The sequence below is a fragment of the Leptospira bouyouniensis genome (assembly GCF_004769525.1).
GTDB classification, from domain to species: domain Bacteria; phylum Spirochaetota; class Leptospiria; order Leptospirales; family Leptospiraceae; genus Leptospira_A; species Leptospira_A bouyouniensis.
In genome coordinates this window covers 384354-409568 of the sequence record NZ_RQFT01000007.1, presented here as the reverse complement: position 1 = coordinate 409568, position 25215 = coordinate 384354, and the positions used below count along the sequence as shown (strand labels likewise).

Annotated in this window: 27 protein-coding genes and 1 tRNA gene; 18 read left to right on the top strand and 10 right to left on the bottom strand. The window is 37.9% G+C overall.

Annotated elements, in window-relative coordinates:
• Window positions 1-13: 13 nt before the first annotated feature.
• The 4 genes from EHQ43_RS08010 to EHQ43_RS07995 are packed head-to-tail and all read right to left on the bottom strand — an operon-like array spanning window position 14 to window position 3770.
• Window positions 14-1543 carry a thiolase C-terminal domain-containing protein gene (locus EHQ43_RS08010; RefSeq protein ID WP_135770663.1) on the bottom strand — a complete coding sequence of 510 codons (1530 nt, stop codon included), beginning with the start codon at window positions 1541-1543 and terminating at the stop codon, window positions 14-16.
• 15 nt (window positions 1544-1558) lie between these two features.
• Complete coding sequence (locus EHQ43_RS08005) at window positions 1559-2353, bottom strand: hypothetical protein (RefSeq protein ID WP_135770661.1); 795 nt, start codon at window positions 2351-2353, stop codon at window positions 1559-1561.
• Window positions 2350-3489: an LIC_10450 family protein gene (locus EHQ43_RS08000; protein WP_135740955.1), complete on the bottom strand. Its 1140-nt coding sequence runs from the start codon at window positions 3487-3489 to the stop codon at window positions 2350-2352. Before EHQ43_RS08000 ends, EHQ43_RS08005 begins: the two co-directional genes overlap by 4 nt.
• On the bottom strand, window positions 3486-3770 hold the full coding sequence (locus EHQ43_RS07995) for a hypothetical protein (RefSeq protein ID WP_135740956.1): 285 nt from the start codon (window positions 3768-3770) through the stop codon (window positions 3486-3488). Before EHQ43_RS07995 ends, EHQ43_RS08000 begins: the two co-directional genes overlap by 4 nt.
• Before the next feature lie 120 nt (window positions 3771-3890).
• On the opposite strand from EHQ43_RS07995, the gene rpsT reads away from it, so the two are divergent.
• From rpsT to EHQ43_RS07955, 8 genes are all read left to right on the top strand, one after another.
• On the top strand, window positions 3891-4166 hold the full coding sequence (gene rpsT / locus EHQ43_RS07990) for a 30S ribosomal protein S20 (protein ID WP_100715767.1): 276 nt from the start codon (window positions 3891-3893) through the stop codon (window positions 4164-4166).
• A 103-nt stretch (window positions 4167-4269) separates the two neighbouring features.
• Window positions 4270-4342: transfer RNA gene (locus EHQ43_RS07985), tRNA-Val, on the top strand.
• Between the two features lie 105 nt (window positions 4343-4447).
• Window positions 4448-5824: a phosphoglucosamine mutase gene (glmM, locus tag EHQ43_RS07980; protein WP_135770659.1), complete on the top strand. Its 1377-nt coding sequence runs from the start codon at window positions 4448-4450 to the stop codon at window positions 5822-5824.
• Window positions 5809-7644, top strand: a complete 1836-nt coding sequence (gene glmS, locus EHQ43_RS07975) for a glutamine--fructose-6-phosphate transaminase (isomerizing) (RefSeq protein ID WP_135770657.1) — start codon at window positions 5809-5811, stop codon at window positions 7642-7644. The genes glmM and glmS overlap by 16 nt, the downstream gene beginning before the upstream one ends.
• Before the next feature lie 3 nt (window positions 7645-7647).
• A complete protein-coding gene (locus tag EHQ43_RS07970) occupies window positions 7648-8679 on the top strand; it encodes a GlmU family protein (RefSeq protein ID WP_135740959.1) in 1032 nt (343 codons plus the stop codon).
• Window positions 8680-8682: 3 nt separating this feature from the next.
• Entirely contained in the window at window positions 8683-9588 is a 906-nt protein-coding gene (locus tag EHQ43_RS07965) for an alpha/beta fold hydrolase (protein WP_135770655.1), read from the top strand.
• Between the two features lies 1 nt (window position 9589).
• A complete protein-coding gene (locus EHQ43_RS07960) occupies window positions 9590-11191 on the top strand; it encodes a carboxyl transferase domain-containing protein (RefSeq protein ID WP_135770653.1) in 1602 nt (533 codons plus the stop codon).
• 44 nt (window positions 11192-11235) lie between these two features.
• Window positions 11236-11595 (top strand): STAS domain-containing protein, encoded by a 360-nt coding sequence (locus EHQ43_RS07955; RefSeq protein WP_135740962.1) that lies wholly within the window; start codon window positions 11236-11238, stop codon window positions 11593-11595.
• On the opposite strand, the gene EHQ43_RS07950 is transcribed toward EHQ43_RS07955, so the two are convergent.
• On the bottom strand, window positions 11583-12149 hold the full coding sequence (locus EHQ43_RS07950) for a DJ-1 family glyoxalase III (protein WP_135770651.1): 567 nt from the start codon (window positions 12147-12149) through the stop codon (window positions 11583-11585). The two genes, EHQ43_RS07955 and EHQ43_RS07950, sit on opposite strands and share 13 nt — an antisense overlap.
• A 123-nt stretch (window positions 12150-12272) precedes the next feature.
• Here EHQ43_RS07950 and EHQ43_RS07945 point away from each other — a divergent pair, with 123 nt between their 5' ends.
• From EHQ43_RS07945 to EHQ43_RS07935, 3 genes are read left to right on the top strand one after another with little or no spacing between them, the layout of a single operon-like run.
• Complete coding sequence (locus EHQ43_RS07945; protein WP_208730974.1) at window positions 12273-13424, top strand: S1C family serine protease; 1152 nt, start codon at window positions 12273-12275, stop codon at window positions 13422-13424.
• A gap of 22 nt (window positions 13425-13446) precedes the next feature.
• Window positions 13447-14451 carry a Holliday junction branch migration DNA helicase RuvB gene (gene ruvB, locus EHQ43_RS07940; RefSeq protein WP_208730984.1) on the top strand — a complete coding sequence of 335 codons (1005 nt, stop codon included), beginning with the start codon at window positions 13447-13449 and terminating at the stop codon, window positions 14449-14451.
• The gene (locus EHQ43_RS07935; RefSeq protein WP_135770650.1) at window positions 14432-15349 is read left to right on the top strand and encodes a TonB family protein; all 918 of its coding nucleotides are present in this window, start codon (window positions 14432-14434) and stop codon (window positions 15347-15349) included. The genes ruvB and EHQ43_RS07935 overlap by 20 nt, the downstream gene beginning before the upstream one ends.
• Before the next feature lie 6 nt (window positions 15350-15355).
• Here the strand turns inward: EHQ43_RS07935 and EHQ43_RS07930 are convergent, their stop codons facing one another.
• The 5 genes from EHQ43_RS07930 to EHQ43_RS07910 form a co-directional block, all read right to left on the bottom strand.
• Window positions 15356-15667 carry a hypothetical protein gene (locus EHQ43_RS07930; RefSeq protein WP_135740967.1) on the bottom strand — a complete coding sequence of 104 codons (312 nt, stop codon included), beginning with the start codon at window positions 15665-15667 and terminating at the stop codon, window positions 15356-15358.
• A 4-nt stretch (window positions 15668-15671) separates the two neighbouring features.
• Window positions 15672-16853: a serine hydrolase domain-containing protein gene (locus tag EHQ43_RS07925; protein WP_135770648.1), complete on the bottom strand. Its 1182-nt coding sequence runs from the start codon at window positions 16851-16853 to the stop codon at window positions 15672-15674.
• Window positions 16854-16926: 73 nt separating this feature from the next.
• A complete protein-coding gene (locus EHQ43_RS07920; protein WP_135742394.1) occupies window positions 16927-17340 on the bottom strand; it encodes a SufE family protein in 414 nt (137 codons plus the stop codon).
• Window positions 17324-17779 (bottom strand): LIC12806 family lipoprotein, encoded by a 456-nt coding sequence (locus EHQ43_RS07915; protein WP_244242704.1) that lies wholly within the window; start codon window positions 17777-17779, stop codon window positions 17324-17326. Before EHQ43_RS07915 ends, EHQ43_RS07920 begins: the two co-directional genes overlap by 17 nt.
• Window positions 17776-18792, bottom strand: a complete 1017-nt coding sequence (locus tag EHQ43_RS07910) for a hypothetical protein (RefSeq protein ID WP_244242703.1) — start codon at window positions 18790-18792, stop codon at window positions 17776-17778. Before EHQ43_RS07910 ends, EHQ43_RS07915 begins: the two co-directional genes overlap by 4 nt.
• A gap of 70 nt (window positions 18793-18862) precedes the next feature.
• Between EHQ43_RS07910 and EHQ43_RS07905 the strand changes: the two genes are divergently transcribed.
• From EHQ43_RS07905 to EHQ43_RS07875, 7 genes are read left to right on the top strand one after another with little or no spacing between them, the layout of a single operon-like run.
• Window positions 18863-19042, top strand: a complete 180-nt coding sequence (locus tag EHQ43_RS07905; RefSeq protein ID WP_100715752.1) for a hypothetical protein — start codon at window positions 18863-18865, stop codon at window positions 19040-19042.
• Window positions 19014-19571 (top strand): tol-pal system YbgF family protein, encoded by a 558-nt coding sequence (locus tag EHQ43_RS07900; RefSeq protein ID WP_244242702.1) that lies wholly within the window; start codon window positions 19014-19016, stop codon window positions 19569-19571. The genes EHQ43_RS07905 and EHQ43_RS07900 overlap by 29 nt, the downstream gene beginning before the upstream one ends.
• Complete coding sequence (locus EHQ43_RS07895; protein WP_135740969.1) at window positions 19572-20186, top strand: RsmD family RNA methyltransferase; 615 nt, start codon at window positions 19572-19574, stop codon at window positions 20184-20186. It abuts the gene before it with no gap.
• A 40-nt stretch (window positions 20187-20226) separates the two neighbouring features.
• Window positions 20227-22323, top strand: a complete 2097-nt coding sequence (gene pbpC / locus EHQ43_RS07890) for a penicillin-binding protein 1C (RefSeq protein ID WP_135770727.1) — start codon at window positions 20227-20229, stop codon at window positions 22321-22323.
• A 5-nt stretch (window positions 22324-22328) separates the two neighbouring features.
• Complete coding sequence (locus tag EHQ43_RS07885; RefSeq protein ID WP_135740971.1) at window positions 22329-22754, top strand: acyl-CoA thioesterase; 426 nt, start codon at window positions 22329-22331, stop codon at window positions 22752-22754.
• The gene (locus EHQ43_RS07880; protein ID WP_135740972.1) at window positions 22751-24034 is read left to right on the top strand and encodes a PP2C family protein-serine/threonine phosphatase; all 1284 of its coding nucleotides are present in this window, start codon (window positions 22751-22753) and stop codon (window positions 24032-24034) included. Before EHQ43_RS07885 ends, EHQ43_RS07880 begins: the two co-directional genes overlap by 4 nt.
• Complete coding sequence (locus EHQ43_RS07875) at window positions 24031-25167, top strand: LptF/LptG family permease (protein WP_135740973.1); 1137 nt, start codon at window positions 24031-24033, stop codon at window positions 25165-25167. Before EHQ43_RS07880 ends, EHQ43_RS07875 begins: the two co-directional genes overlap by 4 nt.
• Window positions 25168-25215 lie beyond the last annotated feature (48 nt).

Genomic DNA, 25215 nt, shown 5'->3' with positions numbered 1-25215 from the left:
AATTACATCAGATTCAATCTAAAACCACTGCTTGGATTTTGCCATCAATGAGTTGGAACTCCACTTTTGTTTTTCCCAGTTCCAATCCCTCTTTTGATACAATCTCCTTTCCTTCTTTGTTATATAGGTTCGTGAGAACCATTTCTCCATTCTCTTTGGTCGAACAAACAATCAGATAAGGTGGTTTTTTTTCTCCGCCCGGATTGAAGTAAATCGTTGTCGCAGAAAGTATGGTGGCTTTTTCCTTTTCCTTCGGACTGGGAACATTCACTTCCAATGCTTTTAATTCCATTGGTTCTTTCGAGACCCTTTCTGTTTTGTCTTTGGCAAACAGGATCACGGAATTGATGCTATCAATCCCACCATTACCTCCAAGCAAACTCACCTTAGGTGGTTCACTCAATACTTTGGGAATGGGATGAACTGAAAGTCCATATTGGCTTGCGATGTCCACAAGGCCAGTTGCGCCAGAGATTGCCATCGCTGCTTGGTAATTCAAAATCCCACCGCCTAAATTGATTGGAATTTCTTTTGTTCCATTGGAGATCTTTCCATTCCGAAGTGCATTTGCGGTATCTTTCGGCGAGACTCCAAAATACAACGAAGCCTCATGAATGACCATCCCAGTAAAACAATCGTAAATCCAAGCATAGTCAATTTCTGACCGACTGATCCCACTCGACGCGACGGCCCTTTCACAAGCAAGACCTGCAGGGCTTTTTAAATCCTTTTTTTGGATGAGGTATTCGGCATGGGCACTGTGACCCGAACCAATCACATAAATGTGTTTGGCATCAGCCTTAATCACTTTTTTATCAATTAACTTCTGTTTCATGAACTCTGATGTGATGAGGGTTGCGAATCCATGGTCAGTGACAATGGCAATCATGGGAGTGCTATACACACCAGATAAAGGTTTTTGTAATTGTTTCTCCACCATTGGTTTTTGGTATTGGAAGGCACGGGGATTGGTTTCGGCAAGGGTTCGGAAGTGTTTTGTAATCACTTCTAAATCATCACTTGTCACACCTGTATCAAACATCATTCGTTCACATAACAAGGAGTAGAGACCAATGAGGGTTGCTCCATAAGGCATCTCCCAATCCTTATGGCAAACTGTTGCCGTGAGTCGTTTTAAGTCAGAGACTTGTTTGAATACGGATTTGGGAATATCGGCTGCGGCAACAAGCACCACCGCATAAGGATTGGCTTTGACAATGGTATGGGCTTGTGCAATGGCTCCACCCACACTGGCTCCACCAAGGTCTACTGTATGGCAGGCAAGGCCACCAAATCCCATATCATTTGCATCTTTGATCGTAAAACCATATCCCTCTCTGCCAAGTGACTGTGCTTCAACGGAAACAAAATCAGTAAGGTAGGGTTTGAGTGTTTCTCTGTTAGTTCCGAGGAATCCAAACAGTTTATCGACAGAGTTAAAAAGTAAAGAATGGTATTTTTCTAAAGGGCTGAGGTTTTTATAAACCTCAGCATCAAATTCTGATTCAATTGTGTCGCTGACACCAAGTAAAATAGGGTCCATGAAGCCACATTTGAATCAACCTTCGATATTCATCAACGCATTCATTCGAAAATCTTGTATGATTTGTTTGCATCGTTCAGTGATCCGATTTAAACATTCTCCAAACTTTTTCCCGTTGTAAGCATTAAAAGAATTGGGATATTCTTTTTGGTTTACTTGGACAATCATATCTGGGTTAATTCTATTTTTTGCTGTTAGATCTTGTACGGCCACGATGATGTTTTTTAAAGCGATACAACCATCTTTTAATAAATTTTGTGAGGCTTTTTCAATCACAATGGCATTGCCATTGGCATCTAACAAAGTTTTCATGAACTCTTGCATTTTAATGGATGGAAGACCACGTCGGGTGAGCCCAATTCTTTCCACTTGCAAAACTGCATCTTGTAAGTAGGAATATTCGGGAGTACCTTTGAAAATATAAATGAGAACAGGAAGTTCCATTTCCGTAAAATCCAACATGGCACCATAAAAGTATCGAGTTTCTACTTTTGCCAATGGATGGAAATCTACCTTTTTGTAATTTGCCAATTTCTCAATCGATTCATCCATAATCCGGTTGAGTGTTTGGGCTTTTGCTGCTTCTTTTCTCGCAGCAAGTTCTTGGAACTTCGATTTGAGTTGCTCTAAAAACGTAACTTCTTCTGTAAGAAATTTTGTAATGTTGCCTCTTAGTTTTAATACTTGAAGATACCTTTGTTCAAATCCTGTTTGGTCGAATGCTTTTGGATTGAGTTTTCCGTGTTCTCTATATTCAGATCGAATTTTTTCTAATATTGCTTTTGTTTCTGCTTCCGACAGTTCTTTCATTTCGATTGTTTCCAGTTTTCAATTTCCAAAATGGTTTTATCTAAGTCTTGTGCAAAATATAGTGAGGCATTCTTTGCATCCACAAACATCAATTGGTTTGCGTACTGTAATTGTTTGACTTGAATTTCATTTTTGATATTCAATATATTCAATAACTGCAAACTCAATTTTTTTAGATCTTTAATGATCGCATCGGTATGCCTTTGCATTTCGAACAAATGTAAGTTGTTTAACTTTTCTTTGTCTGACTCGATGAGTTTCATCTCTTCTCTTTTTTCCACAGGTGCTTTGGATATATAATATGTGATTGGACGAGGATATGATGTCATTTCTTTATGAAGATCGATCATTTTATCAATGGCTTCAAAAACAGTTGCATCGATTTCTCTTGAAAAATTACCCACAATATTTTTGTTTTCGGATGGATCCCCCGTAAGTTCAAAAATCCGAGAGGATTGAAGGTTACGAATGATGGCAGTTATCCTTTCTCTATAAGTTGCAATGATTTTTAAAAAATCATCAATCCTCTGCTGTGCTGTTTTTTCTCCTGTTCCTTCTTCCAGTCGAGTATTTGCCGTAATTTGTGAGTGGTCTTCGAACTCTTCAGGTTTAGGAGGTTCTGGTGTATTGAGTAAACCTTCATGAGAAAGTGGCTCTTCTGGCTTAGGAGGTTCTTCACCTTCGAAAATATCCAAGTCCACATCTTCCCTCATAAGATTTTCTTCCACAACGGGAGTATGTTTTTCTTTGGGAATCTCCATGGGACTTGCCGAAGTTTCAGAATGAATAGTGGATTTTGGTTCTTGGGCCGAAATTAATTTCCCTAAAATGGGATTGGACCTAAGATCTTCTGAAATGATGGGAGGAGGGCTTTGTATATTTGGGGACTTTGTTTCTCTTGCATTGATTTCTTCTTTTGAAGTCGATGTCTGGTGGTGGGGGACAATCTCAAAATGATTGCCCACTAGTTTTAAAATCTCAATTCTACGGATTTCTTTGTTAAACCTTAGGGCATAACGGTTGTTATCCTTGTCGATATACCGCTGTTGGATTTGCGAAATGGATAATTTGATGGGGTCGATCTCGTCGATCGAATCAATTTTTATATAGTGATATTTTGATTTATCAGGGGTCACAGTCGCAAAATTTCCAACAAAGCTTCTGTGAAAGCATATGAGAGTAATACGTTTGGGTCAACTTCCTTCTCCCTTGAAATCAAACTTAACGTAAAAAAATCATAACGAGAAAGTTCCAACCTTTCATAATGGCCAAACTCTCCTTTTGGATAGGATCCAGGTTCCAATCCCTCTAGTTTTAAGGATAAGATAGCCATTTTTATGACAAGACCAAGGTCTAAATGGCGTTGTTTCAAAATTTCATAGAGTTCGGAATCGATCCAAATCAGTGCTGAAAACATCGTTTGCTCCCATCAGTTGGGTCAAAAGCCTTAATTTTGGTTCTTATTTTTTTCTCTTTCGCCTTGACCGGCAGAGTGGTACTCAAAAGATAAGTAAAAATTCCTCATAGGGGACATTCCTTGGCTAATTTAAAATCATCTAAAAAAGACATCCGTAGAACCGCTCGTAGAAAAGAGCGAAATGGCGAAGACCGAAGTGAGTTACGCACTTACGCTCGTCTTCTCATTAAAGCCATCAAATCTGGCGACAAAACCGAAGCACTTTCTGTATTTTCTAAACTTTCTTCTAAATTGGACCGAGCTGCGAAAACAAAACTCATCCACAAAAAAAATGCGGATCGTAAAAAATCACGTATGGCACTTCGTATCAATTCGATTGAAGCAAAAGCCGCCTAACAATTGCTTTTAGCACCTTGGAATGAGGCCACCATGTGTGGCCTTTTTTATTTCTATTTCTAATTTACAGATTTCTTTGCCTTAGTTTACTGGTCATAACAACGGGCGATTAGCTCAGCTGGGAGAGCAGCTGCCTTACAAGCAGCGGGTCGGCAGTTCAATCCTGTCATCGCCCAAACCGTTTTACTTCAAATCTATTTTTTATTTCCACTTCGCTGATACTTCACATAAAGCAAAAAGATAGACTTACAGTGTGAATCCAAGAGCCTTGATCGTATTGTATGCATTTCACAAAAGAGTATGATCTTTCCTCTCTCATGATTTCAATCTCCGGTGTTCGGGGAAAAATTGGACAAGGATTTGGTTTAGAAGAGGCACTTGCCTTCTCAAAATCCTTTGCAACCATGATGAATGAGGGAACGGTTGTGATTGGTCGAGACTCAAGACCCAGTGGTCCTTATTTAGAATCCCTTCTCACCTCGGCGTTGTTAGCTTCAGGATGTTCTGTATTAACATTGGGACTCGTTCCGACTCCCACAACAAAAGCAGTAGTCAACTTAGCCAAAGCAAACGGTGGAATTATGATTTCTGCCTCTCACAACCCAATGGAATGGAATGCGTTTAAATTTATTTCCAAAAAAGGTTTTTTCTTTTCGGCAGAAGAAAATCAGAAATTACTTTCCATCCTCCAGTCTGGGTCCTTTACAAAAGAACAAATATCTCCTAAAAGTTATATTGATTCTGGTGAAGATTATATCGACTTACACTTATCATCAGTTTTAAAAAGAGTCAACGTTTCCAAAATTAAGAAGAAAAAATTTACAGTATTTGTTGATGCAGTGGGTGGCGCTGGTTCTTACGTAATCCCTAAGTTTTTACAGATGTTAGGTTGCAAAGTAATCTCGCATAATTGTAATCCAGATGGAACGTTTCCACGTCCTCCAGAACCAACAGCTTCTGCATTAAAAAAAGTCGAACCATACTTTAAAAAATCGAAAGCAGATATTGGTTTTGCTTTGGATCCAGATGCTGATCGTTTGGTTTTGTTTTCCCCGAAACGTGGAGCTATCTCAGAAGAATACACTTTGCCTTTGGCTCTTATGAACGTTCTTTCGGAATCAAAGAAAAAATCGAAAGTAGTCGTCAATTTATCCACAAGTTTTTTGAACGAAGAAGTAGCTTCTCGTTTTGGTGGAGAAGTGATACGAAGCAAAGTGGGTGAAGCAAACGTAGTTGAGGAAATGATTCGAACCAAATCCGTGTTTGGTGGAGAAGGAAATGGTGGAGTGATTGATCCAAACATTCCATCCTTTGGACGTGATACAGTTTCCGGAATTGCTCATATTCTGAACCTAATGGCGGAAACAGGAAAAACCATCGACGAACTGATGGATGGACTTCCAAAATTATATATGGACAAACAATCTTTTCCATTGGCCAAGGGAATGTCTTTGGAAAATTTATATCACAATTTCCAAACTGAGTTTTCGCCCAAACTCATTTCCGAAAAAGATGGTTTGTGGATGTATGTATCCGATTCTTGGATACATATCAGGCCTTCCAATACAGAACCAATCTTTCGTGTCATAACAGAAACAAAATCCCAATCTGATTTGGAATCTACTTTAAAGAGAGTAAAACAATGTGTGGAATCGTAGGTTATCTAGGTAAAAGACAGGCTCTTCCTGTTATCATAAAAGGTTTAAAAAGATTAGAATACCGAGGGTATGACAGCGCAGGTGTTGCACTGTTAAACGGTGGTCTGGAGATTGTCAAAAAAAAAGGGAAGGTTGCCGATTTAGAAACTGAAATTGGAAATCGAAAATTAGAAGCAAGTCTTGGGATTGGACATACACGTTGGGCAACTCACGGAGAACCAAACGATCGTAATGCGCACCCTCATACAAGTTCAGATGGAAAACTTGCCATTATTCATAATGGTATCATTGAGAACTATAGTTCTATTAAAAAAGAATTAGAGAGTAATGGACACATATTCAAATCCGATACGGATTCCGAAGTTCTCATTCATTTGATTGAAGAAATCAAAAAACAAAACAAATGTACGATTGAAGAAGCCGTTCGCCTTTCATTGAACGAAGTGGTAGGAGCTTACGCCATAGTTGTACTTTCAAAAGATAATGAAAGATCGATGATTGCGGCGAGAAAAGGTTCCCCACTCGTAATTGGGATTGGTGAAGACGAATATTTTGTTGCCTCTGATGCAACACCGATTATCGAATACACGAACAATGTAACTTACCTTAATGACCAAGAAATAGCAATCATCAAAGATGGTAGCCTAGTCGTTAAAAATTTGGAGAACGTTACCAAAACTCCATTCATTCAAAAACTAGAATTGGATTTGGAAGACATAGAGAAAGGTGGATACCCACACTTTATGTTAAAAGAGATTTTTGAACAACCAAAATCTATTCGTGATGCGATGCGTGGACGTTTGGTATCACGCGAACACCATTTGTTCTTAAGTGGTATCGACCAATATTTAAATCGTTTTTTAAATGCTGATCGATTGATACTTGTTGGTTGTGGAACTTCATGGCATGCAGGTCTAATCGGCGAATATTTATTTGAAGATATCGCTCGTATCCCAACGGAAGTAGAATATGCATCCGAATTTCGCTATCGAAATCCTATCGTTACAGAAAGAGATGTTGTAATTGCAATTTCGCAGTCCGGTGAAACTGCAGATACACTTGCGGCCATCGAACTTGCGAAGTCAAAAGGTGCTTTGATTTTTGGTGTGTGTAACGTAGTGGGTTCTTCCATTGCTCGTGCTTCACACGCAGGTGCATATTTACATGCAGGACCTGAAATTGGTGTGGCTTCTACCAAAGCATTTACTTCACAAGTCACTATCATAACGATGATGGCTCTTTACTTAGGTTTAAAAAAGGGAACAATTTCATTATCAGACTACCAAACTTTATTATTAGAACTCGATTCTATCCCGGATAAAGTAGCCAAAATTCTTACCAAAGATGAAGAGATCCGAAATATTTCCGAACATTTTTATCGAGCAACTAACTTTCTATATTTGGGACGTGGATTTAATTTCCCTGTTGCTTTGGAAGGTGCATTGAAGTTAAAAGAAATTTCTTATATTCATGCTGAGGGTTACCCTGCTGCAGAAATGAAACATGGACCTATCGCTCTAATTGATGAGGATATGCCAGTTGTTTTCATTGCGACAAAAGATAGTTCGTATGAAAAAGTGATCTCCAATATCCAAGAGGTTAAAGCAAGAAAAGGTAAAGTAATTGCCATAGTGACCGAGGGAGATACTGAAATCCAAAGTATGGCAGATTTTACATTTCAAATTCCAAAGACTGCAGATGCACTAGTTCCGTTACTTGCAGTGATACCTTTACAGTTATTATCTTACCACATAGCAATTCTTAGGGGATGCAATGTGGATCAACCTCGGAACTTAGCTAAATCAGTTACTGTGGAGTAGTTTGTGAATCTTTTACTCGACGATTCTAAACGTAATCCGTCAATTGAGCCTCTATCAAGGTTTCATTCATTTTTTGAATGGAATTTAGGTGGAATGACACTACTTGAAAAGTTAGAGAGAAAATATCCTGGTTCCAAGATTCATTATAAAGGTCCAAACCAGGAATTTGAAACTTTAATTTTTAATCGTTACCCTCATGTATTCCCCGCAACATTAGATCATTATGATTCAATTTATAGTTCCGATTCTTTTTTGCCTTGGGAATTACTTGGAACTGTGACTTCGATCATTGAAGATACTTTGAATATTGAAAAAGATTGGAAACGATTTCGCCAAAAGTACAAAGCAAAACAATCAGGATTTCATATCGTAGGAAAAGACAAACACTTATACATCCATTCAGGGGCAACTGTGTATCCAGGTGTTGTTTTTGATACGACTCATGGCCCAATTCTCATTGAAGATGGAGTGAAAATATCTTCTTTTAGTTTTTTAGAAGGTCCCTTGTTTATTGGAAAAAATAGCCAGATTGACAATGCAAGAATCACTGGTGGAACTCTGATTGGAAACCAATGTCGCATCGGTGGTGAAGTTGAAAATTCGATTATTTTAGATTATACCAACAAACACCACGAAGGTTTTTTAGGACATAGTTTTGTATCTACTTGGGTTAATTTGGGTGCATTGTCTACCACAAGTGATTTAAAGAACAATTATGGAATTGTGAAACTTAAAATTGGCGATTCCATTGTTAATACAGGCACAATCAAATTTGGATCTATCATTGGTCCATTCACAAAACTTGCTATAGGTGTAATGTCAAATACTGGCACAGTTTTTGATATTGCTAGTAACATTGTAGAAACAAGGGTTCAAGGTTATATACCAGCTTTCACATGGATTAAACCAGGCGACCGATACAGATTAGAAGAGTTCTTATTTGATACTAAAAAAATTATGGCGCGAAGAGGAATGAACTTATTCGAATTTGAAGATTTATATTTAAGAAAGCTGTATGGGAAGTGTACGGAGTAAAACATGACACCTAGTTTACAGGCACACATTAATTCAGGTAAATCTGTTGTCATCGATGGCATGAGTTTCTTTTATTTAGAGGAAGGGAAAGGCGATGACATCATACTTTTGTTGCCTGGTTTTTTAACAACTTCATATAATTATCGTAAGCTTGTTGAGTTATTATCAACACACTATAGAGTGATAGCTCTTGATTTTTTAGGAACTGGATTTAGTGGAAGACCTGATGGACCTTTATCGCACCGCTTACAAGCCCATTACCTTCCTTTATTTTTGGAAAAAGTGGTTGGAGATAAAAAAGTACATGTAGTAGTATATGATTACGCATTACCTATTTTATGTTTTGCTTTCAAAGAACATTCAAATCAATTTAAATCCCTTTCCATTTTTGGTGGGTTCATGAACTTACCAAAATTTAGATATTATTTCCCGTTACATTTCCTACGTTTACCAATCATTGGTGAATTTTTTTCTTTTTTATTCAGACCTCCTTTGCTTCGATTTTTTTATAAATGGTTTCTTGTGAAAAAAACCCATCACTTCACAGGTGAATGGGAGAAAACGATGTATTACTTGTTATTCGAAGGTAAAAATCGCAAAAATACATTGGAATTTATTCGAAATGTAGATCGTTCTACTCATGCTTTGCGTGAAATTGAAGAAGGAGCCAAACACTTTGTTGGCCTAAGACAAATTTATTTGGGAGAAGAAGATTATCGAATATCTCCTAAACAAACAGAATATATGAAAGAAACATTAAGAACTAGTAGTCTTGTTTTTTTACCATGTAAACATTTGGCGATGGAAGAATGTCCTACCGTTGTTTATGAGAAACTTCATTATTTTGTAGATAGTTTTTCTCACAAAAAAACTAAAACATTCCATTTTGCTAAACAAAATAAGGACTAATATGGAAAGACTAATTTCAAAAATTAACCCTTTGTCTTCCGAATTTATTCAGAATCGTACTGCTTATTTAGAAACACTTGTCCCCATTCGCAAAATCATCGAGCAAGTAAAGTTAGGTGGCGGGAAAAAGGCTCTTGAGAAACATAAAGCAAGAGAAAAACTCACTGCAAGAGAACGTATTGCGGAACTAATCGATGCAAATACTGAGTTTATGGAAATATGTGGTCTTGCAGCGGAAGGAGTTTATCCTGATCCAGTTCCATCAGCTGGGATCATCACAGGCATTGGAAAAGTGGAAGGAGTCGACTGTATGATTGTTGCCAACGACGCAACTGTCAAAGGTGGTACTTATTATCCACTCACTGTCAAAAAACACGTTCGTGCGCAAGAGATTGCCGAAAACAATTCCTTACCTTGTATTTACTTAGTCGATTCAGGTGGGGCGTTTTTGCCAATGCAAGACGAAGTATTTCCAGACAAAGACCATTTTGGTAGAATCTTTTATAACCAAGCCAGGATGAGTGCTAAAGGAATCTCTCAGATAGCGGTTGTTATGGGATCGTGCACTGCTGGTGGAGCTTACATCCCTGCAATGTCTGATGAATCGGTAATTGTAAAGGGAAATGGAACGATTTTTTTAGGTGGACCACCACTTGTAAAAGCTGCAACAGGTGAAGTTGTCACAGGTGAAGAGTTAGGTGGTGCGGACGTTCATTGTCGTATTTCAGGAGTAACAGATCATTACGCTGAAGATGATTACCATGCACTCGAGATTACAAGATCCATTATCAAAAATTTAAATACAAAAAACCACACTCTTCCAAAAGAAACTGAAGATCCTTTGTATCCCACAGAAGAAATTTATGGAATCATCGAAAGAGATTCTCGTAAGTCTTATGATCCAAGAGAAATCATCGCAAGATTAGTGGATGGATCCAGGTTTCATGAATTCAAAAAACTATATGCCACTACGATTGTCACTGGTTTTGCAGAAATTTATGGATATCCTGTTGGAATCATTGCAAACCATGGAGTTTTGTTTTCAGAATCTGCTCTTAAAGCAACACACTTTATTGAACTCTGCGACCAACGAAGGATTCCACTTCTTTTCCTACAAAATATCACTGGATTTATGGTAGGAAAAAAATACGAAAATAATGGAATTGCGCGAGATGGTGCAAAGATGGTAAATGCAGTATCAACCACTACGGTTCCTAAGTTAACAATTGTTACTGGTGGATCATATGGAGCTGGTAATTATGGTATGTGTGGCCGCGCATTTGCACCAGAATTTTTATGGATGTGGCCAAATGCTCGTATCTCCGTGATGGGAGGGGAACAAGCTGCCAATGTTTTATGGACTGTGAAAAAAGACCAAAAAGAAGCCCAAGGAGAGTCCATCCAAGCAGAGGAAGAAATTACTTTCAAAAAACCAATTTTAGAAGATTATGAAAAAAAGTCATCTGCAGTGTATAGTTCGGCAAGGCTTTGGGATGATGGAATCATAGATCCAGCGGATACACGTAAAGTTTTAGGAAGGGCATTATCAATCCTAAGTAGAAGGAAAGAAGAAAGAAAACCTTTCGGTGTCTTTAGAATGTAATTTTTTTCCTTTTCATTTCTTTTTAAGGTACAAATTTAAATCAAATGGTCATTCACGAAACGTCTTCCAATCAGGTAGTAGTCATCACCATTGAAGGTGAAGTCGATTTGTACAATGCAAAAGAATTGAAAGACATTTTGGATGACAAAATGCGCAAACACCAATACGACATCGTTGTCAATTTGGAAAAGGTTCCCTTTATGGATAGTTCTGGAATTGGTACTCTTGTGACTGCCATGTACAAACTTAAAAAATACCATGGCAATCTAAAGGTATGTAGTGTACATGGATCTGTTGCCAAGGTGTTTAAAATGACAGGTATGGAAAGCCACTTAGAAGTATTTGAATCAGAGGAAAAGGCGGTCCAATCTCTTATCAACGAAAGAAATTCTCATTCTGAATGAGGTAACTGTAGACCTTGTTTCACTTTTTCCATTACTTCTTTTCCTTCAAACAACTCTAAAAGATACAAAGCAAATTCAAACGCAGAGCCTGGACCAACACTTGTGTGGATATGGTGGTAGGATTCAATTCGTTTTCCTGTGTAAGTTCCACCAGCTCCATTTGCCAAATCATCGGAGGAGGGAAATGCAGTATAGGGAATCTTTCCTGAAATGATTCCAAATTTTCGGAGAACAGCTGGAGCCGCACAGATGGCGGCGATGGTTTTTTTTGAAGTGTGAAACGATTGTAAGAAGAATTCGATTTCTGTTTCTGCCATCAAGTTCTTTGTTCCATTGAGTCCACCTGGCAAAACAATTGCATCGAATTCGTTTGGATTGATTTCAGAGAAAATTGTATCACTTAAATGGATCGTGTTCCGAGAGGCAATGATCGGTTCTTTTGATTTGCTTGCCGAGACAACTTGCACATTCCCACGCCGCAAAACATCAATGAGAATGATGGCTTCCATTTCTTCAAATCCTGGACAGAGGGGAATCAAAACCTTAGTTGCCATACTAAAACTTGATTTGTTTGTTACAATTTGTTCAAGTTTTTTTATAAAAAATCGATCCCAAGAAATGGGAACTTTCCCTCTGTTTCTAGGGTCTTATATAATAGGAGAGAGTATTCATTGTCTATGACTGAGAAAAAAACGAATCCATTACGATACTTAGCCGTCGCATTTAGCTTTTTATTACTCGGGACATTTTTGTCTCCCATCCTCACATGCGGAAATTCTTCGGAAAACCCACTGCAACTCAAAGCAGATGGTGGTGAAAAATTATCACCTGCACAAACGCAAGCTGTTGCCTTAGAAGATGCGTTCCAAGAAGTGTTTGATAAAGTTTCCCCGAGTGTGGTTTCAATTGCCACAGAAGGGACAGTAAATGTACCTTTACATCCGTTTGAATATTTTTTTGGGAATCCCCAAAACCAAAGGAAGGGGTCTCGACAACAAAAACTTTCGGGACTTGGATCAGGCATCGTATTAAACGAAGATGGTTACATTATGACAAACCACCATGTTGTACAAAACATGGATAAGTTTACAGTGAAGTTAAAAAATAAAAGTGAATACGAAGCAAAACTCATTGGTTCGGATCCCACGGCAGACATTGCCTTATTAAAGATCAGCGCGCCAAAGGGGACCCTTGTTCCTAGTTTGATCGGTGATTCCAGTAAAGTCAGAGTGGGGAACTGGGCGATTGCCATCGGAGCTCCACTTGGACTCGAACAATCTTTTACCGTTGGAGTTGTCTCCGCCATCCAAAGGGGAGGTCTCGACCGGTCTGGTCTTGCGTATATCCAAACAGATGCTGCCATCAACCAAGGGAATAGTGGAGGACCACTTCTCAATATCAGAGGGGAAGTCATTGGTATCAACCGAATGATTGTGAGCCAATCGGGTGGTTCGGATGGAATTGGTTTTGCCATTCCCATCAATGAAGCGCGGCGAGTGGTAGAAGAATTGAAAGTGAATGGAGTTGTCGCAAGAGCTTGGATTGGTGCTGGTGTTGATTACATCACAGATCGTGATATCGCACAATTTGGATTGAAAAACAACCAAGGAGCAGTGGTCCACCAAATCTACAAAGGTTCTCCTGCCAACAAAGCAGGTTTACAACTTATGGATGTGATCATTGAATTTGATGGAAAACCAATCCGAACGCCGGATGAACTCGTTGGTTTGATTGTAAATTCCAAAATTGGCAAACGAGTCGAACTAAAAATCATCCGAAATAAAAATGAAATCTTGACGTCCATCACTCCAGAGAAGAAACCCAATTGAGGTGAGTTTACGAGAAGATTGGATGCAAGCGGGCGAAGAAGAACCAAACCTTCGCCCCACAAAACTGTCTGAGTTCATTGGACAAAAAGAGGTATTAGCCAATCTATCGGTATATGTCGAAGCGGCACGCAAACGAAAAAGCACACTTGACCATGTACTCATTTCTGGTCCTCCTGGACTTGGGAAAACCACACTTGCCAATATCATTGCCAACGAGTTAGCAGTCGCTTTTACTCCCACTTCTGCTCCAGCGATTTCGAAGGGAGCGGATTTGGTCCGGTTTCTCACTTTACTCAAAACAAATGAAGTCCTCTTCATCGATGAAATCCATGGTTTCATCAAAAAACAGGAAGAACTCTTATACCCTGCAATGGAAAACTTTTTTGTGGACCTTGTGGTAGGAGAAGGTGTCACTGCAAACGCATTACAAATCCAACTCCAACCATTCACATTAGTCGGCGCGACCACCAGGTCGGGTCTTGTCAGTGATCCACTCAAATCCAGATTTGGCATCCACCTCAAACTTGATTTTTATACGGATGAAGAGATGCAAATCATTGTGGAACGTTCGGCAAAATTACTTGGTGTGGACTTGGGAGAAGGGGTTGCCATGGAAGTTGGTAAACGGAGTCGAAAAACTCCAAGGATTGCAAACCATCTATTAAAACGTGTGCGTGATTTTGCAGAGGTCAACAACGAAACGTCTGTTAGTTTGAAAACCTGTCGGTATGCTTTTGATCGAATGGGTGTGGACCATTTGGGACTTGATGCCGTAGACAGGCAAATATTAGATATCCTCATTTCGCGTTATGGTGGTGGACCAGTTGGAATCAAACCAATTGCTGTCGTACTTGGCGAAGAAGAACGAACCATCGAAGACACATATGAGCCATTCCTAGTGCGTGTTGGTCTCATCGACCGCACTCCCCAAGGCCGAGTGGCTACGAAAAAAGCTTACGAACATTTGGGGCTTCCCTATACTGGAAATACGGGAGAAAATCGTGAAAATGGCCCCACTCTCTTTTGATTTCCGATTACCCGAAAAAGAAGAAGGGGAAAAACGTCTCTTCTTCGCCTTCACATTTGTCATCTTAATCTCTTCCTTTTTTTTGGCTCATCTCATCACTCGGAATATGTTATGGAAGATGTGGGCAGAAGAACAATCAATCGAAAACCTCGGCCCGAAAGAACAAGAAAAAATATACGAAGTACTCGTCGAACAACAGTTCATTAATCCAGACAAAAAAGATGAATACAAAGCATTATCTAACAAAGATTCGGCGGGCGGTGGCGGAATCACAGAAAAACAAGGATTTCACACACTGACTCAATTTCGAGAATTCATTATGGGAAGTGCTGCATCTACACCAAGTAAAATGCAACCTAAAGCAGAACAAACGAAAGAAGATGACATTTTTGAGTTTGGAATTTTTAAAGCAGATCCAAAAACCAATTCAAATGCACAGGAAAGTCCTAATCAGTCAGCTAGCGCTGGTCAGATGACCAAAATTCCTTTTAACTATCGGTTCCAACAAGATTTTTTGTTTCGCTGGGATGGTGCAAAGGCATTAACTATCCCGACCAAACAACTTGCTGGTTATTATTATTTTAAGAATATGTTGAAGCGGATTGAAGAATCCTTTGCTCCACCTGGTGGAGGGAACTATGCCTACCGTGATATGGCGGGTGTTGTGGCAAGAGAAGGGATCAAAGAAGGGGAAACCAAAGTATTGTTTATGCTCAGCGAACAAGGCCAAGTTTTGGATGTACGTTTAGTTTCTTCACAAGGACAAGTGGTAGTCGACCAAGCTTGCCTTGATTCCATCCGAGGTCAAAACTTTGGTCCTGTACCGGAAGAGGTGAAAGCCAAAGGGTTAATCTTTGGCATAAATTTTATTTTTCCAGGGATACGATACTACCGTTAATTGGATTCACTCATTTAATAAAGTGCAACCATACGTTTTCGATTGGAATTTGGCAGTATTGGTTCGACCAAGTCCTTTCACCGTCACAGAACGATTTTCTTTGTCTAATTTGAATTCGCTGATAGGAACCCATTGCCTCGCAAAATCATGGCACTGTTCTTCTGATAACTCCACCACAAAATAACAACTGCAATATTCTTTTGAATAAAAACTGGAAATGATCGATGGAAAACTGGAAAGATGTTTCCAGTTCCATTGTGCCCAAAACATAACGAACAAAAATAACAAAGCGAGAATCACTGAGATTTTACGTTTCATAAGATTACCGAATCACCGATTCCTTAATTAATTTTAAAAAATCATTTTTTATAAAAGCTTTTTCACGATCATCACCAAACCGTACTACGATGAGATCTAAACTGGGTATGACATACAACATTTGTCCCCAATGACCAATTGCTGCAAATGTATCATGAGGTGCATCTGGCCATGGCTCATGAATCCCTCGGTTGGGAACTCCTGTATTGGCATACCAATGAGCAGTATAGTTGTCTTGGGATAAATCATCAGAATAGGGAGTAGTTTTGTATCCTGGGGCTGGAGTCCTTGTGAATGCCACCCAACCTTCTGGTAATAACCTTTCGCCATTCCAAACACCATCATTTAAGTATAAATATCCAATTTTAGCAAGGTCTCTTGCTGTCATATAAAGATATGATGAACCTACATAAGTCCCTGATCCATCTCGTTCAAATGTTACGTTTGTAATCCCTAATGGTTTGAAGATTTTTTCGAATGGGAGTTTGTCGTACTCTTCCGCTCCATAAACTTTTTTTAAGATCGCAGATAAGATATTAGTATCACAACTTGAGTAGTATACTTGTGTTCCAGGTTCTGCTCGGAGTGGTAGGTCTGCACAAAAACTTCCCATATCCTTTCTACCCCTTGTATACAACATAGCGATCACGGAAGACTTCAAAGGCCCACTTTCATAACCTTCTTCTGCTGCAAGACCCGAAGACATATTTAACAAATGGCGAATTGTAATTTTTTTATGAGCTTCATCACGGCTGAGTGGTTCGTAATGATAATAACCTGGATCATCTAACTTGATAAGTCCTTGTTTTACAGCGATTCCATACATAGTTTGTAAAATACTTTTGGACACAGACCAAGTTAAGTGGACTTTATCTTCTTTGAAATTTCGCGCATACTTTTCATAAATGAGTTTTCCATTCCGAAGGATCACTAGAGCATCGGTTCTCCGCCCTTTTCGATCCGTTTCATCTCCTGTACGAGTGAATGCATACTCTTCAACTAAATTGAGTTTCTCGGATTTAACTCCCACAGATTCAGGTGTTACGACTTTCCAATCAGGATTTGGCCATTCTGGTTTTAAACGATTGGGTAAGGGAGTGACATTTGGTTCTCCTCCAAAAGGAGAAAGATCCTTTCCGCATTGTAATGTAAAAAGAACTAAAATGAAAATTAGAATTTGTTTCATAGAATTCCTAACGATGATTCGAATGAAAATTCTAAGCAGATTCAAATGGTTTGGAAAGGAAAAAAGAAGAGTGTTATACTTTTTCTGCGTACCCCTTTAGTTTTTGTACCATAGAAAAGAGTCCATTTCGTCTAGAGATCGATAAAAACTTTGATAGACCAACCTCTTCTATAAAACCGAGTGAGGCATTCGCTATATCTTCTGGACTTTGTCCTGAAAACACTCGTATGAGAATTGCGATAAGTCCTTTTGTCAGCGCTGTATCACTATCAGCATCAAATTCTAATTTTCCTTCACTTAACTTTGGTGCAACCCACACACGTGATTGGCAACCTGGTACCAAATACTCATCTGTTCTTTTTTCATCAGGAAACGATGGTAATTCTTCACCTAACTCAATTAGGTATTGGAATTTTTCTTCCCAATCAGTGAGTTCAGAAAACTCAGAGATAATTTCTTTTTGGATATCTTCAATGCTTTGTTTCATCATTTGAATTTCCTTTTTGTATCTCAGTAAATTTCTCTTTTTTCCTCATATAAAACTGATTGAAGTTAGATTTTGATAAATTTTTGATTTCTACTCGATTGACCGTAGAGACGGTGAGTTCGTACAAATCTTCGTTTTTATGGAAAAAATAATCCATTCGAAGTTTTTCATCCAGGGAATACTCTACACCTTCCCACAATAATTTTTTTGATTCAAAGTCTACAAACAAACATTCTGGAGGTTTGGATAATACATAACAAAATTCTCCAGGTTTGGGAACTCCTTTGTAAAAGAGACCACAATTGAAACTCAATCCAATACTCAATGGAATCCAAAGGAAACTTTTTTTAGAACCAAGTTGTTGAAAAACAGTTTTGAACCATTTGATTTTTCTGCCGATGTTCGGTAGAATTTGAGAAATAAATAAATAGAATTTCATTCTTTTTTATCCAACGTTAGATCCAATTTGGTTTTGAGGCCTGGTTTTTCTTTCATAAACTTTGTGATAAGAATTGGTATGTCGGTATTTTTCTTTCCATTGGATAGATAAAATTCTTCTAAGAGATCAATCCCTTTTTGAGATAAGTTTTGTAAGTGAAAGATCGTGGCTTCGGTGATAATGGAAGTTTCAGTGATACGATCGGGATTATTGGTTTTGGCTTGTCTGAGTAATGACAAAGCTCCTACATAATCTTTTTTATAATACTTACCAAGACCACGTAAAAAGTTTTCTTCTCTTGGCGAAAAGTGGATCCCAATTTTATAATTTGGATCTTTTGTAATGGTTATCAAATGATCTAAGCCAGCTGCATCTCCTGCAAGCATCGTATTAAAAGTGAGAAGCCATATATAAACGGATTGGAGCTCTAAAGATAACTTGGATCGGTCTAAATTCCCATATTCACCCACGAGCACTTGTGGTCTTTTGACTCCTCTGTGAGTTTCTCCTAAAAATAACAACACTCGATTGTTTTCCCAATCGGAGAATTGTGATGAAGAGTATGCTTCAGCTGTACGTGCATTCCAAAAAATAGAATCTAATGTTGATTCGGCGAGAACTGAACTTCCAATAAATTCACGGAAAGAAGAACCTAAATGTAAGATTAAACTGTCATGATCGAATTGGATCCCCAAACGATTTAGATTCCAATACAAACTTCGAGCGATCAAATGGAAGGCAATTGGATCAGTAGGGTCTTTTTCTGAATACGTGGTGGCAATGGATTGGAAGTCCTCGATGTCTTTTTCTTTAAGATTCCCTGATTTCCAAAGTTCGATCGTTTTTTCTTTGGTTTTTTCTGCCCTGACACTTTGGTCTTTGGCAAAAAGAAAATAAATTTCTTTTCTATAGGTAAACCCTAAAGCGGAAAGGCCTAGCGCTAAAACCAATAAAAATAGCGGTGCCTTTGATTTCTTCTTTCTATGTGGTTCGTACCGGGAGTAAATCGCCATCGTTTGATCCCATTTTTTTTTGCCCTCCCCACTTGACACGGCTTTTTCTTTGTGATTTAGTGAGAAGGGTATGGAAGATGACTTTTTAGATGATGACGAATTCGATGCTGAGAGCCTAAACGAAGACGTTGTAACGTATGCATGTGAGGACTGTGACCATCGGTGGGAAGCGGAAGGTGAAGATGAATACCTCGACTCATGGGAATTGATCTGCCCAATGTGTGGATCTGCCAATATTACCGAACTATAATTTGACTTATACCAATTCTCTTTTTTGTCTTTTGGTCGTTCCAACTATTTTATGGAGCGAAACTTCAGGATTTTCGACATTGTATGCAGAATTCAAAAAAGGTAATTATTCTCTTGTTTCCAAACAATCGCTCCAATACCTAAATGGAGCCGAATCTGAAAAAGATCCTCGGATTTTTTTTCTCTATGTTTCAACAGAAGAAAATTGGTCAAATCTCAAATCCAAAGTAGGTAAAGAAGTATCACCTAACTTTAGAGTATCGCCACATTACTGGAACGCAATTTATTTGTTTATGGAAAGAGCACTTGTGTTTGGTGAATCCGACTTACTAGTGGAATGGGGAAAAGAATTTCAAAAGTACGGCAAACAAAGTCCCAAATACAATGATGCACTCCTATTGTATGGGTTAGGCCTTATGGATTTAAAAAATGAAGCCGAGGCAAAAAAGATTTTTACGGAAATTGAATCCAATGCTCCATCCAAACATATTTTGTCACAGTTAGAAGAAATGAAATCGGTTGGAAAATAAATGAAAGGTCTACGGATTTCTCATGGCAAATGGAAAGGAAAAGAAATTCCTACGCCACCCGATGTTTCAGGGCATTTAAATTTTACCAATAGCCTTGTGAAAAAAGCAATTTTCTCATTGATGGATTCTAAGTTGTTATCTTGGGGAATTGGATTTGATTCGGTTTTGTTTTGTGATTATTTCGCAGGTAGCGGTCAGATCTCTGCTGAAGCTTATAGTTTGTCTGTAAAAAGACTTCTCACCTATGAGTTAGACCAAACTAGATTTCGTAATTTGCATTCCTTGTTTCGTGGTTTATCAAATGTACAATTGTTTCGAAAAGATGCCACAAAACATGCGTTAAAATGGGAATTGGGGGATGAGTTAGCTTATATTTTTTATTTGGACCCACCTTACACGTATTGGTCGGAAACTCCAACTCGTATGAAAGAAATGTTGGAAGATTTATACCAATTTTGCCTTTCGACAAACAAACCTTTTTTAATCCTGTGCCAAATTCCAGAACACCAAAGTATTCAAAATATTTGGGTGAATCTTCCTTATAAAATTAGAGAGTATGGAAGCCATTTCATTATTGAAACAGGTTATGAAACAAAAGAAACTTTGGAAGATTGACTCCAAACATTTTCTTTTTGTGAAATTTTTGTTTTTTCTTATGATTCGATTCAAAACATTATTTCCATTTAAATTGGAAAGGAAATTTTTGATTGTTTGTTTTACTATTCTATATATCCCTTCGATTCTATTGGCTTTTCCCACTTACCAAGAAGTTAAATCTAACTTCACTCCTTCTGATATTAGTTTTTACGATCGGCAAGGGGAACTCATCCAAAGACTACGTATGAAAAAGGAATATCGTTCCGAAGAATGGGTCGAGTATAAAGAGTTTCCAAAGTTTCTGATCGATTCTGTCATACATGCCGAAGATAAACGATTCTTTGAACACAATGGTGTGGATGGGAATGCGATGGTTGCATCCATGTGGTCGAGTTTAAGAGGATTTTCACTTCGAGGTGGTTCGACTATCACCATGCAACTTGTTGCAATCCTTGATCCTGAATTACAACCAAAACCAAAATATCGAAAATCATTTTTTCAAAAGATTAAACAAATCAATCGTGCAACGGAGTTAGAGTCCGTTTGGACAAAAGAAGAAATTTTTACCGCCTATTTAAACTTAATTTATTTCCGAGGGGAACTTAGAGGAATTGCATCAGCTACGAAAGGGTTATTTCGAAAGTCAGTTAGTTCTCTCACACCGAATGAATCATATTTACTCGCTGCTCTGATTCGTTCGCCCCAAAGTTCCATTCAAAAAATTTCAAAACGAGTGTGTTTGTTAAAATTAGAAAAAGATAGCGAATCATCCGACTGCGAAGTGATTTCGCAATTTGTAAGAGAATCATTATTTCGTAATTTAGATTACTCACAACATCCATCCTTTGTCCCATTATTTGCAAAATCGATTTTGGATTTGGGTGATTATCATTCTAATTTACCTATGAAGGTTAATACATCACTTTCGTTATCCTACCAAAAAAAAGTAGAGGAGATATTAAGTAGAAATATCAAAACATTAGAAAATCGGAATGTAAAGGATGGTGCTGTCATTGTATTGGAAAACAAAACGGGAAATGTTCTCGTTTATGTTTCAAATATCGGTAAAGAGAGTTCAGTTTCACAGTTAGATTTAATTCGTACCAAACGACAAGTTGGTTCCACTCTCAAACCATTTGTGTATGCATTGAACTTCCAACAGAAAAAACTTACGCCTAACTCCATACTTTCTGATTCACCAATTGGCATACCCGTTTACCAAGGCATCTATCGTCCTTTAAACTATGATAAATCGTATAAGGGAAATGTAACGGTAAGAGAAAGTCTCGCATCATCACTCAATATTCCTGCGATTCGAGCTTTATCTTTTTTAGATGTGAACGAGTTTGTTTCTATTTTAACTGACCTAGGGATCCAAGGATTACAATACCCAGAATATTATGGTCCATCCTTAGCACTTGGAGCAGCTGACATTAATTTATTAGAACTTACCAATGCATACCGTGTATTTGCCAATGGAGGAATGTATTCAAAAGTCCAATGGAAACAAGCGGAAGGAAAACCTTTGCAAACTGTCATTTTTTCACCACAGGTCAGTTATATGATTTCGGATATTTTATCAGATCGTGAAGCAAGGTCTTATGGTTTTGGTTGGGATAATTTTTTATCCACTTCTTATTTTACAGCAGTCAAAACAGGGACAAGCCAAGATATGAGAGACAATTGGTGCATTGGTTATTCAGAACATTATACAGTTGGTGTATGGGTTGGCAATCCTACGGGAAGCCCTATGTTAGATGTATCAGGGATTACAGGTGCAGCACCTGTTTGGCGAGAAACTATGGATTTGTTACACGAGTCACTTGGTTCCCAGTTAAAACCATTGGATGTAGATTCACAAATTAGCGATGAAGTACCAAATCCTAATACGATTGAAAAAACGAAATCGTTTCGAATTTTGACTCCGGTTAGTGGGAGTATTTTTGCATTGGATCCTGATATTCCAAACGGCCGACAAAAAATCCTCTTTACAATCAGTTCCTACGATGTTTCGTATTCTTATCATCTTAACGATTTATTTCTTGCGAGAGCAGGTGAACCTTATCTCTGGGAACCAAAAAAAGGAGAGTATCGTTTGGAAATCAAAGACAAAAATAACAAAGTGGTTTCGTTGTCTTTTTTCGAAGTTCGGTAACACAAATGTCAAAACCAACGAAATACAAACATAAATTCATTCAACAAGTTGTCTGGGGAGAGATGGATGCTTTTGGCCATGTCAACAATGTAACGTATGTTCGTTATTTTGAATCGGCTCGTGCTGATTATTTTACGAAAGAGGGACTTTGGGACTCGCCAGTAAAACCCGTCAAAGCAGGACCTGTTTTAACTCATTTAGATATGGATTATCGTAAACAAGTTGTTTTTCCGGCCACCTTGGAAATTACACTCGAGGTCAATACAATCTCTTCCAGAGCTTTTTCTGTCATTTGTTCTATGTGGAATGAGGAGAATGAATGTGTCCTAACAGGAAATGCCAGTTTTGTTTGGTTTGATTTTGAATTACAAAAACCGTCTGCTTTACCTGAACTTTTTAAAATAAAATTTGGGAACACAAATTTGGTATGATGTTACAATCCATACAAGATCGATTCAAACTTGATGATGAGGTACTGAAGATCTCAAGAATATGTCTTGTTGTGTTTTCTAGTTTTATCGGATTTGGAATTTTTGCACCTGTAGAAGAACTCGGTCTTTACGATCCAAAATGGATTCGAATCATTCATGCTTCTATTACTCTATCATTTTTCATCTCCACTTATTTTGTAGATTGGGTTCGTAAAAACATCCAATACATTATGTTGGTATTTTTTTATACAATGAGTGCTCATTCGTTGATACTCTTGTATTGGAATTCGTTATACATTGGTTATTTGGTGGGTATGATATTAGTGCTTTCTTGTATTGGTGTAAGCTTTGTTGATAGACGTTCGATGGTTTCATATTTGGCGACTGTTACATCTGCAGGAATTTTAGTAGGAATTTATTCAAAAGAACAACAAGTAGATTTATCACTTTATCTTTCTGCAATCATCACACCAGCCTTGGTCTCTTATCTAACTCTCAATATACGACTCAGTTCTGTAGAAAAATTGCGAGTTTCGGAATCACAGTTGAAAAAATTCCAAGATCGTATGTTAAGTGAGTTGGAATTAGCAAATGAAACTCAATCAAATTTAGTGACAACGGATTGGCCAAAAACAAAAGGAATTAAGTTTTATTCTTTTTTTCGCTCTTTTGACCAAGTTGGCGGAGATGCCATCAGTTACTTGGAAAGAGAAGATGGTAAAATGGCATTATTTTTTGCCGATGTGTCTGGTCATGGAATTGCTTCTGCCATGGTATCTGCAATGGCAGTGCTTGCTTTTAAGATTCATGGGAATACAAACCAACCTTCTGATTGTTTGAAGGCAATTCATGATGAATTACAATCTCTTGTTCCTAATAATCATATCAGTGCTTGCGTATTATTTGTGGATACTGAAACGAAAGAGATCAAATATTCTATAGCTGGACACCCTCCAATCATTCTCATTCAGAAAGACAATGGACCCAAATTGTTAGAGGGAATCGGGACACTCATCGTTTCATTCTTAAAACCTAACTTAAAAAACTATCAAATCACCCCTGAACCTGGAGATCGCATTTTGTTGTATTCGGATGGGATTTTAGAGGTATTTGATGAATCTGGCGAAATTTATGGAGAAGAACATTTGTTTTCTTCCATCAAAAATCATTCTGACAAAAAAGGTGATGAATTTTTAAATGTAATATATGAAGACTCAATGTCCTTTTCTGCTAAGCGGATTTCGGATGATATGAGTATGTTGTTATTGGAAATTCAATGAACCTTATTCTAACTCCATTTCTCTGGTTCAAAAAAGAGTTTATTCCTTTTAGAACTCTCGACCGATATTTATTTTTTGATTTTTTTAAAACCTTCTTAGGCACACTCATCATGTTAACTTCGATGATTGTGATTTATAAATTTACAGATGTAATGAAATATTTAGTTTCATCAAAGGTCAATCAGTCACATGTATATTTACATGTTTTATATTCGTTACCATCTATGGTTGACCAAGTTGTAGCACCAGCTTTGATGTTTTCTGTATGTTTTGTGATTGGTCAGTTTAGTGTTAACAAGGAACTTGTTGCGATGATGGTCGCCGGTGTTTCCTTTATGCGAATCATCACTCCTATTTTATTTTTTGGAATCGTGATATGGCTCGTCATGACTCTGTTTGGACAACTCGTTGTGATACCCGCCAATAAAAATGCACAAATAGAATTTAGTATAATGGCAAAGGGATCCAATCGGTTGATCGATTTTGTTTACCAATTGCATATCAAAGGTAAAAAAGGTTTTTACTACGTTTATTGGATCGATGAAAAAGAAAATACCGTCAAGGGAGGATTTAACTATATTGAAATCACTCCTGATGGTTATCCTACATATACTGTATCCTCTCAAAAAGCAAAGTTCATTCCAAACCCACATAGTTGGGTGTTATATGACGCTGAAGAAGTTAGATTCAATCAAAATTTAGAACTAGTTTCAAGAACAAAATATGCAGAGAAAACATATGATTTTCCTGAAGATTTAGCATACTTTTCAAAACCTGTTCGAAATCCAGAAGAAATGAATTTTTTTGAACTTGCGGATGAAATTGAATCTCGAATCATAAAAGGGATTCCATTTCGTAACGTTATCGTACAACAACATATGGCGTTTGCAATGCCATTCATGTCATTTGTTGTGGTCACATTAGGCGCATTGGCGGGAGCGATCACCAAACGTTCTGCAGGTGTGGCTAGTTTAGGTTTGACTATTGCCGTAGTATTATTGTATTACATTTTAAATTCTACAGCTAAAACATTAGCTGAAAATGGTGCTTTGCCGATTTGGATTGGAATGTGGATGACACCAGTGATTTTCACATCAGCTGCATACTTTCTATATCGTAGGATGAATATCTGATCTTTCTAGATATTAGAATTCTAGTATAAAAAATTTTGTTCCGATATA

Bases quoted from the DNA above. Each gene is read 5' to 3' on its own strand.
- EHQ43_RS08010 (WP_135770663.1), bottom strand. From the start codon at position 1,543: ATGGACCCTATTTTACTTGGTGTCAGCGACACAATTGAATCAGAATTT.
- EHQ43_RS08005 (WP_135770661.1), bottom strand. From the start codon at position 2,353: ATGAAAGAACTGTCGGAAGCAGAAACAAAAGCAATATTAGAAAAAATT.
- EHQ43_RS07995 (WP_135740956.1), bottom strand. From the start codon at position 3,770: ATGTTTTCAGCACTGATTTGGATCGATTCCGAACTCTATGAAATTTTG.
- glmM (WP_135770659.1), top strand. From the start codon at position 4,448: ATGCATTTCACAAAAGAGTATGATCTTTCCTCTCTCATGATTTCAATC.
- glmS (WP_135770657.1), top strand. From the start codon at position 5,809: ATGTGTGGAATCGTAGGTTATCTAGGTAAAAGACAGGCTCTTCCTGTT.
- EHQ43_RS07965 (WP_135770655.1), top strand. From the start codon at position 8,683: ATGACACCTAGTTTACAGGCACACATTAATTCAGGTAAATCTGTTGTC.
- EHQ43_RS07960 (WP_135770653.1), top strand. From the start codon at position 9,590: ATGGAAAGACTAATTTCAAAAATTAACCCTTTGTCTTCCGAATTTATT.
- EHQ43_RS07955 (WP_135740962.1), top strand. From the start codon at position 11,236: ATGGTCATTCACGAAACGTCTTCCAATCAGGTAGTAGTCATCACCATT.
- EHQ43_RS07950 (WP_135770651.1), bottom strand. From the start codon at position 12,149: ATGGCAACTAAGGTTTTGATTCCCCTCTGTCCAGGATTTGAAGAAATG.
- EHQ43_RS07945 (WP_208730974.1), top strand. From the start codon at position 12,273: ATGACTGAGAAAAAAACGAATCCATTACGATACTTAGCCGTCGCATTT.
- ruvB (WP_208730984.1), top strand. From the start codon at position 13,447: ATGCAAGCGGGCGAAGAAGAACCAAACCTTCGCCCCACAAAACTGTCT.
- EHQ43_RS07935 (WP_135770650.1), top strand. From the start codon at position 14,432: ATGGCCCCACTCTCTTTTGATTTCCGATTACCCGAAAAAGAAGAAGGG.
- EHQ43_RS07930 (WP_135740967.1), bottom strand. From the start codon at position 15,667: ATGAAACGTAAAATCTCAGTGATTCTCGCTTTGTTATTTTTGTTCGTT.
- EHQ43_RS07925 (WP_135770648.1), bottom strand. From the start codon at position 16,853: ATGAAACAAATTCTAATTTTCATTTTAGTTCTTTTTACATTACAATGC.
- EHQ43_RS07920 (WP_135742394.1), bottom strand. From the start codon at position 17,340: ATGAAACAAAGCATTGAAGATATCCAAAAAGAAATTATCTCTGAGTTT.
- EHQ43_RS07915 (WP_244242704.1), bottom strand. From the start codon at position 17,779: ATGAAATTCTATTTATTTATTTCTCAAATTCTACCGAACATCGGCAGA.
- EHQ43_RS07910 (WP_244242703.1), bottom strand. From the start codon at position 18,792: ATGGCGATTTACTCCCGGTACGAACCACATAGAAAGAAGAAATCAAAG.
- EHQ43_RS07905 (WP_100715752.1), top strand. From the start codon at position 18,863: ATGGAAGATGACTTTTTAGATGATGACGAATTCGATGCTGAGAGCCTA.
- EHQ43_RS07895 (WP_135740969.1), top strand. From the start codon at position 19,572: ATGAAAGGTCTACGGATTTCTCATGGCAAATGGAAAGGAAAAGAAATT.
- pbpC (WP_135770727.1), top strand. From the start codon at position 20,227: ATGATTCGATTCAAAACATTATTTCCATTTAAATTGGAAAGGAAATTT.
- EHQ43_RS07885 (WP_135740971.1), top strand. From the start codon at position 22,329: ATGTCAAAACCAACGAAATACAAACATAAATTCATTCAACAAGTTGTC.
- EHQ43_RS07880 (WP_135740972.1), top strand. From the start codon at position 22,751: ATGATGTTACAATCCATACAAGATCGATTCAAACTTGATGATGAGGTA.
- EHQ43_RS07875 (WP_135740973.1), top strand. From the start codon at position 24,031: ATGAACCTTATTCTAACTCCATTTCTCTGGTTCAAAAAAGAGTTTATT.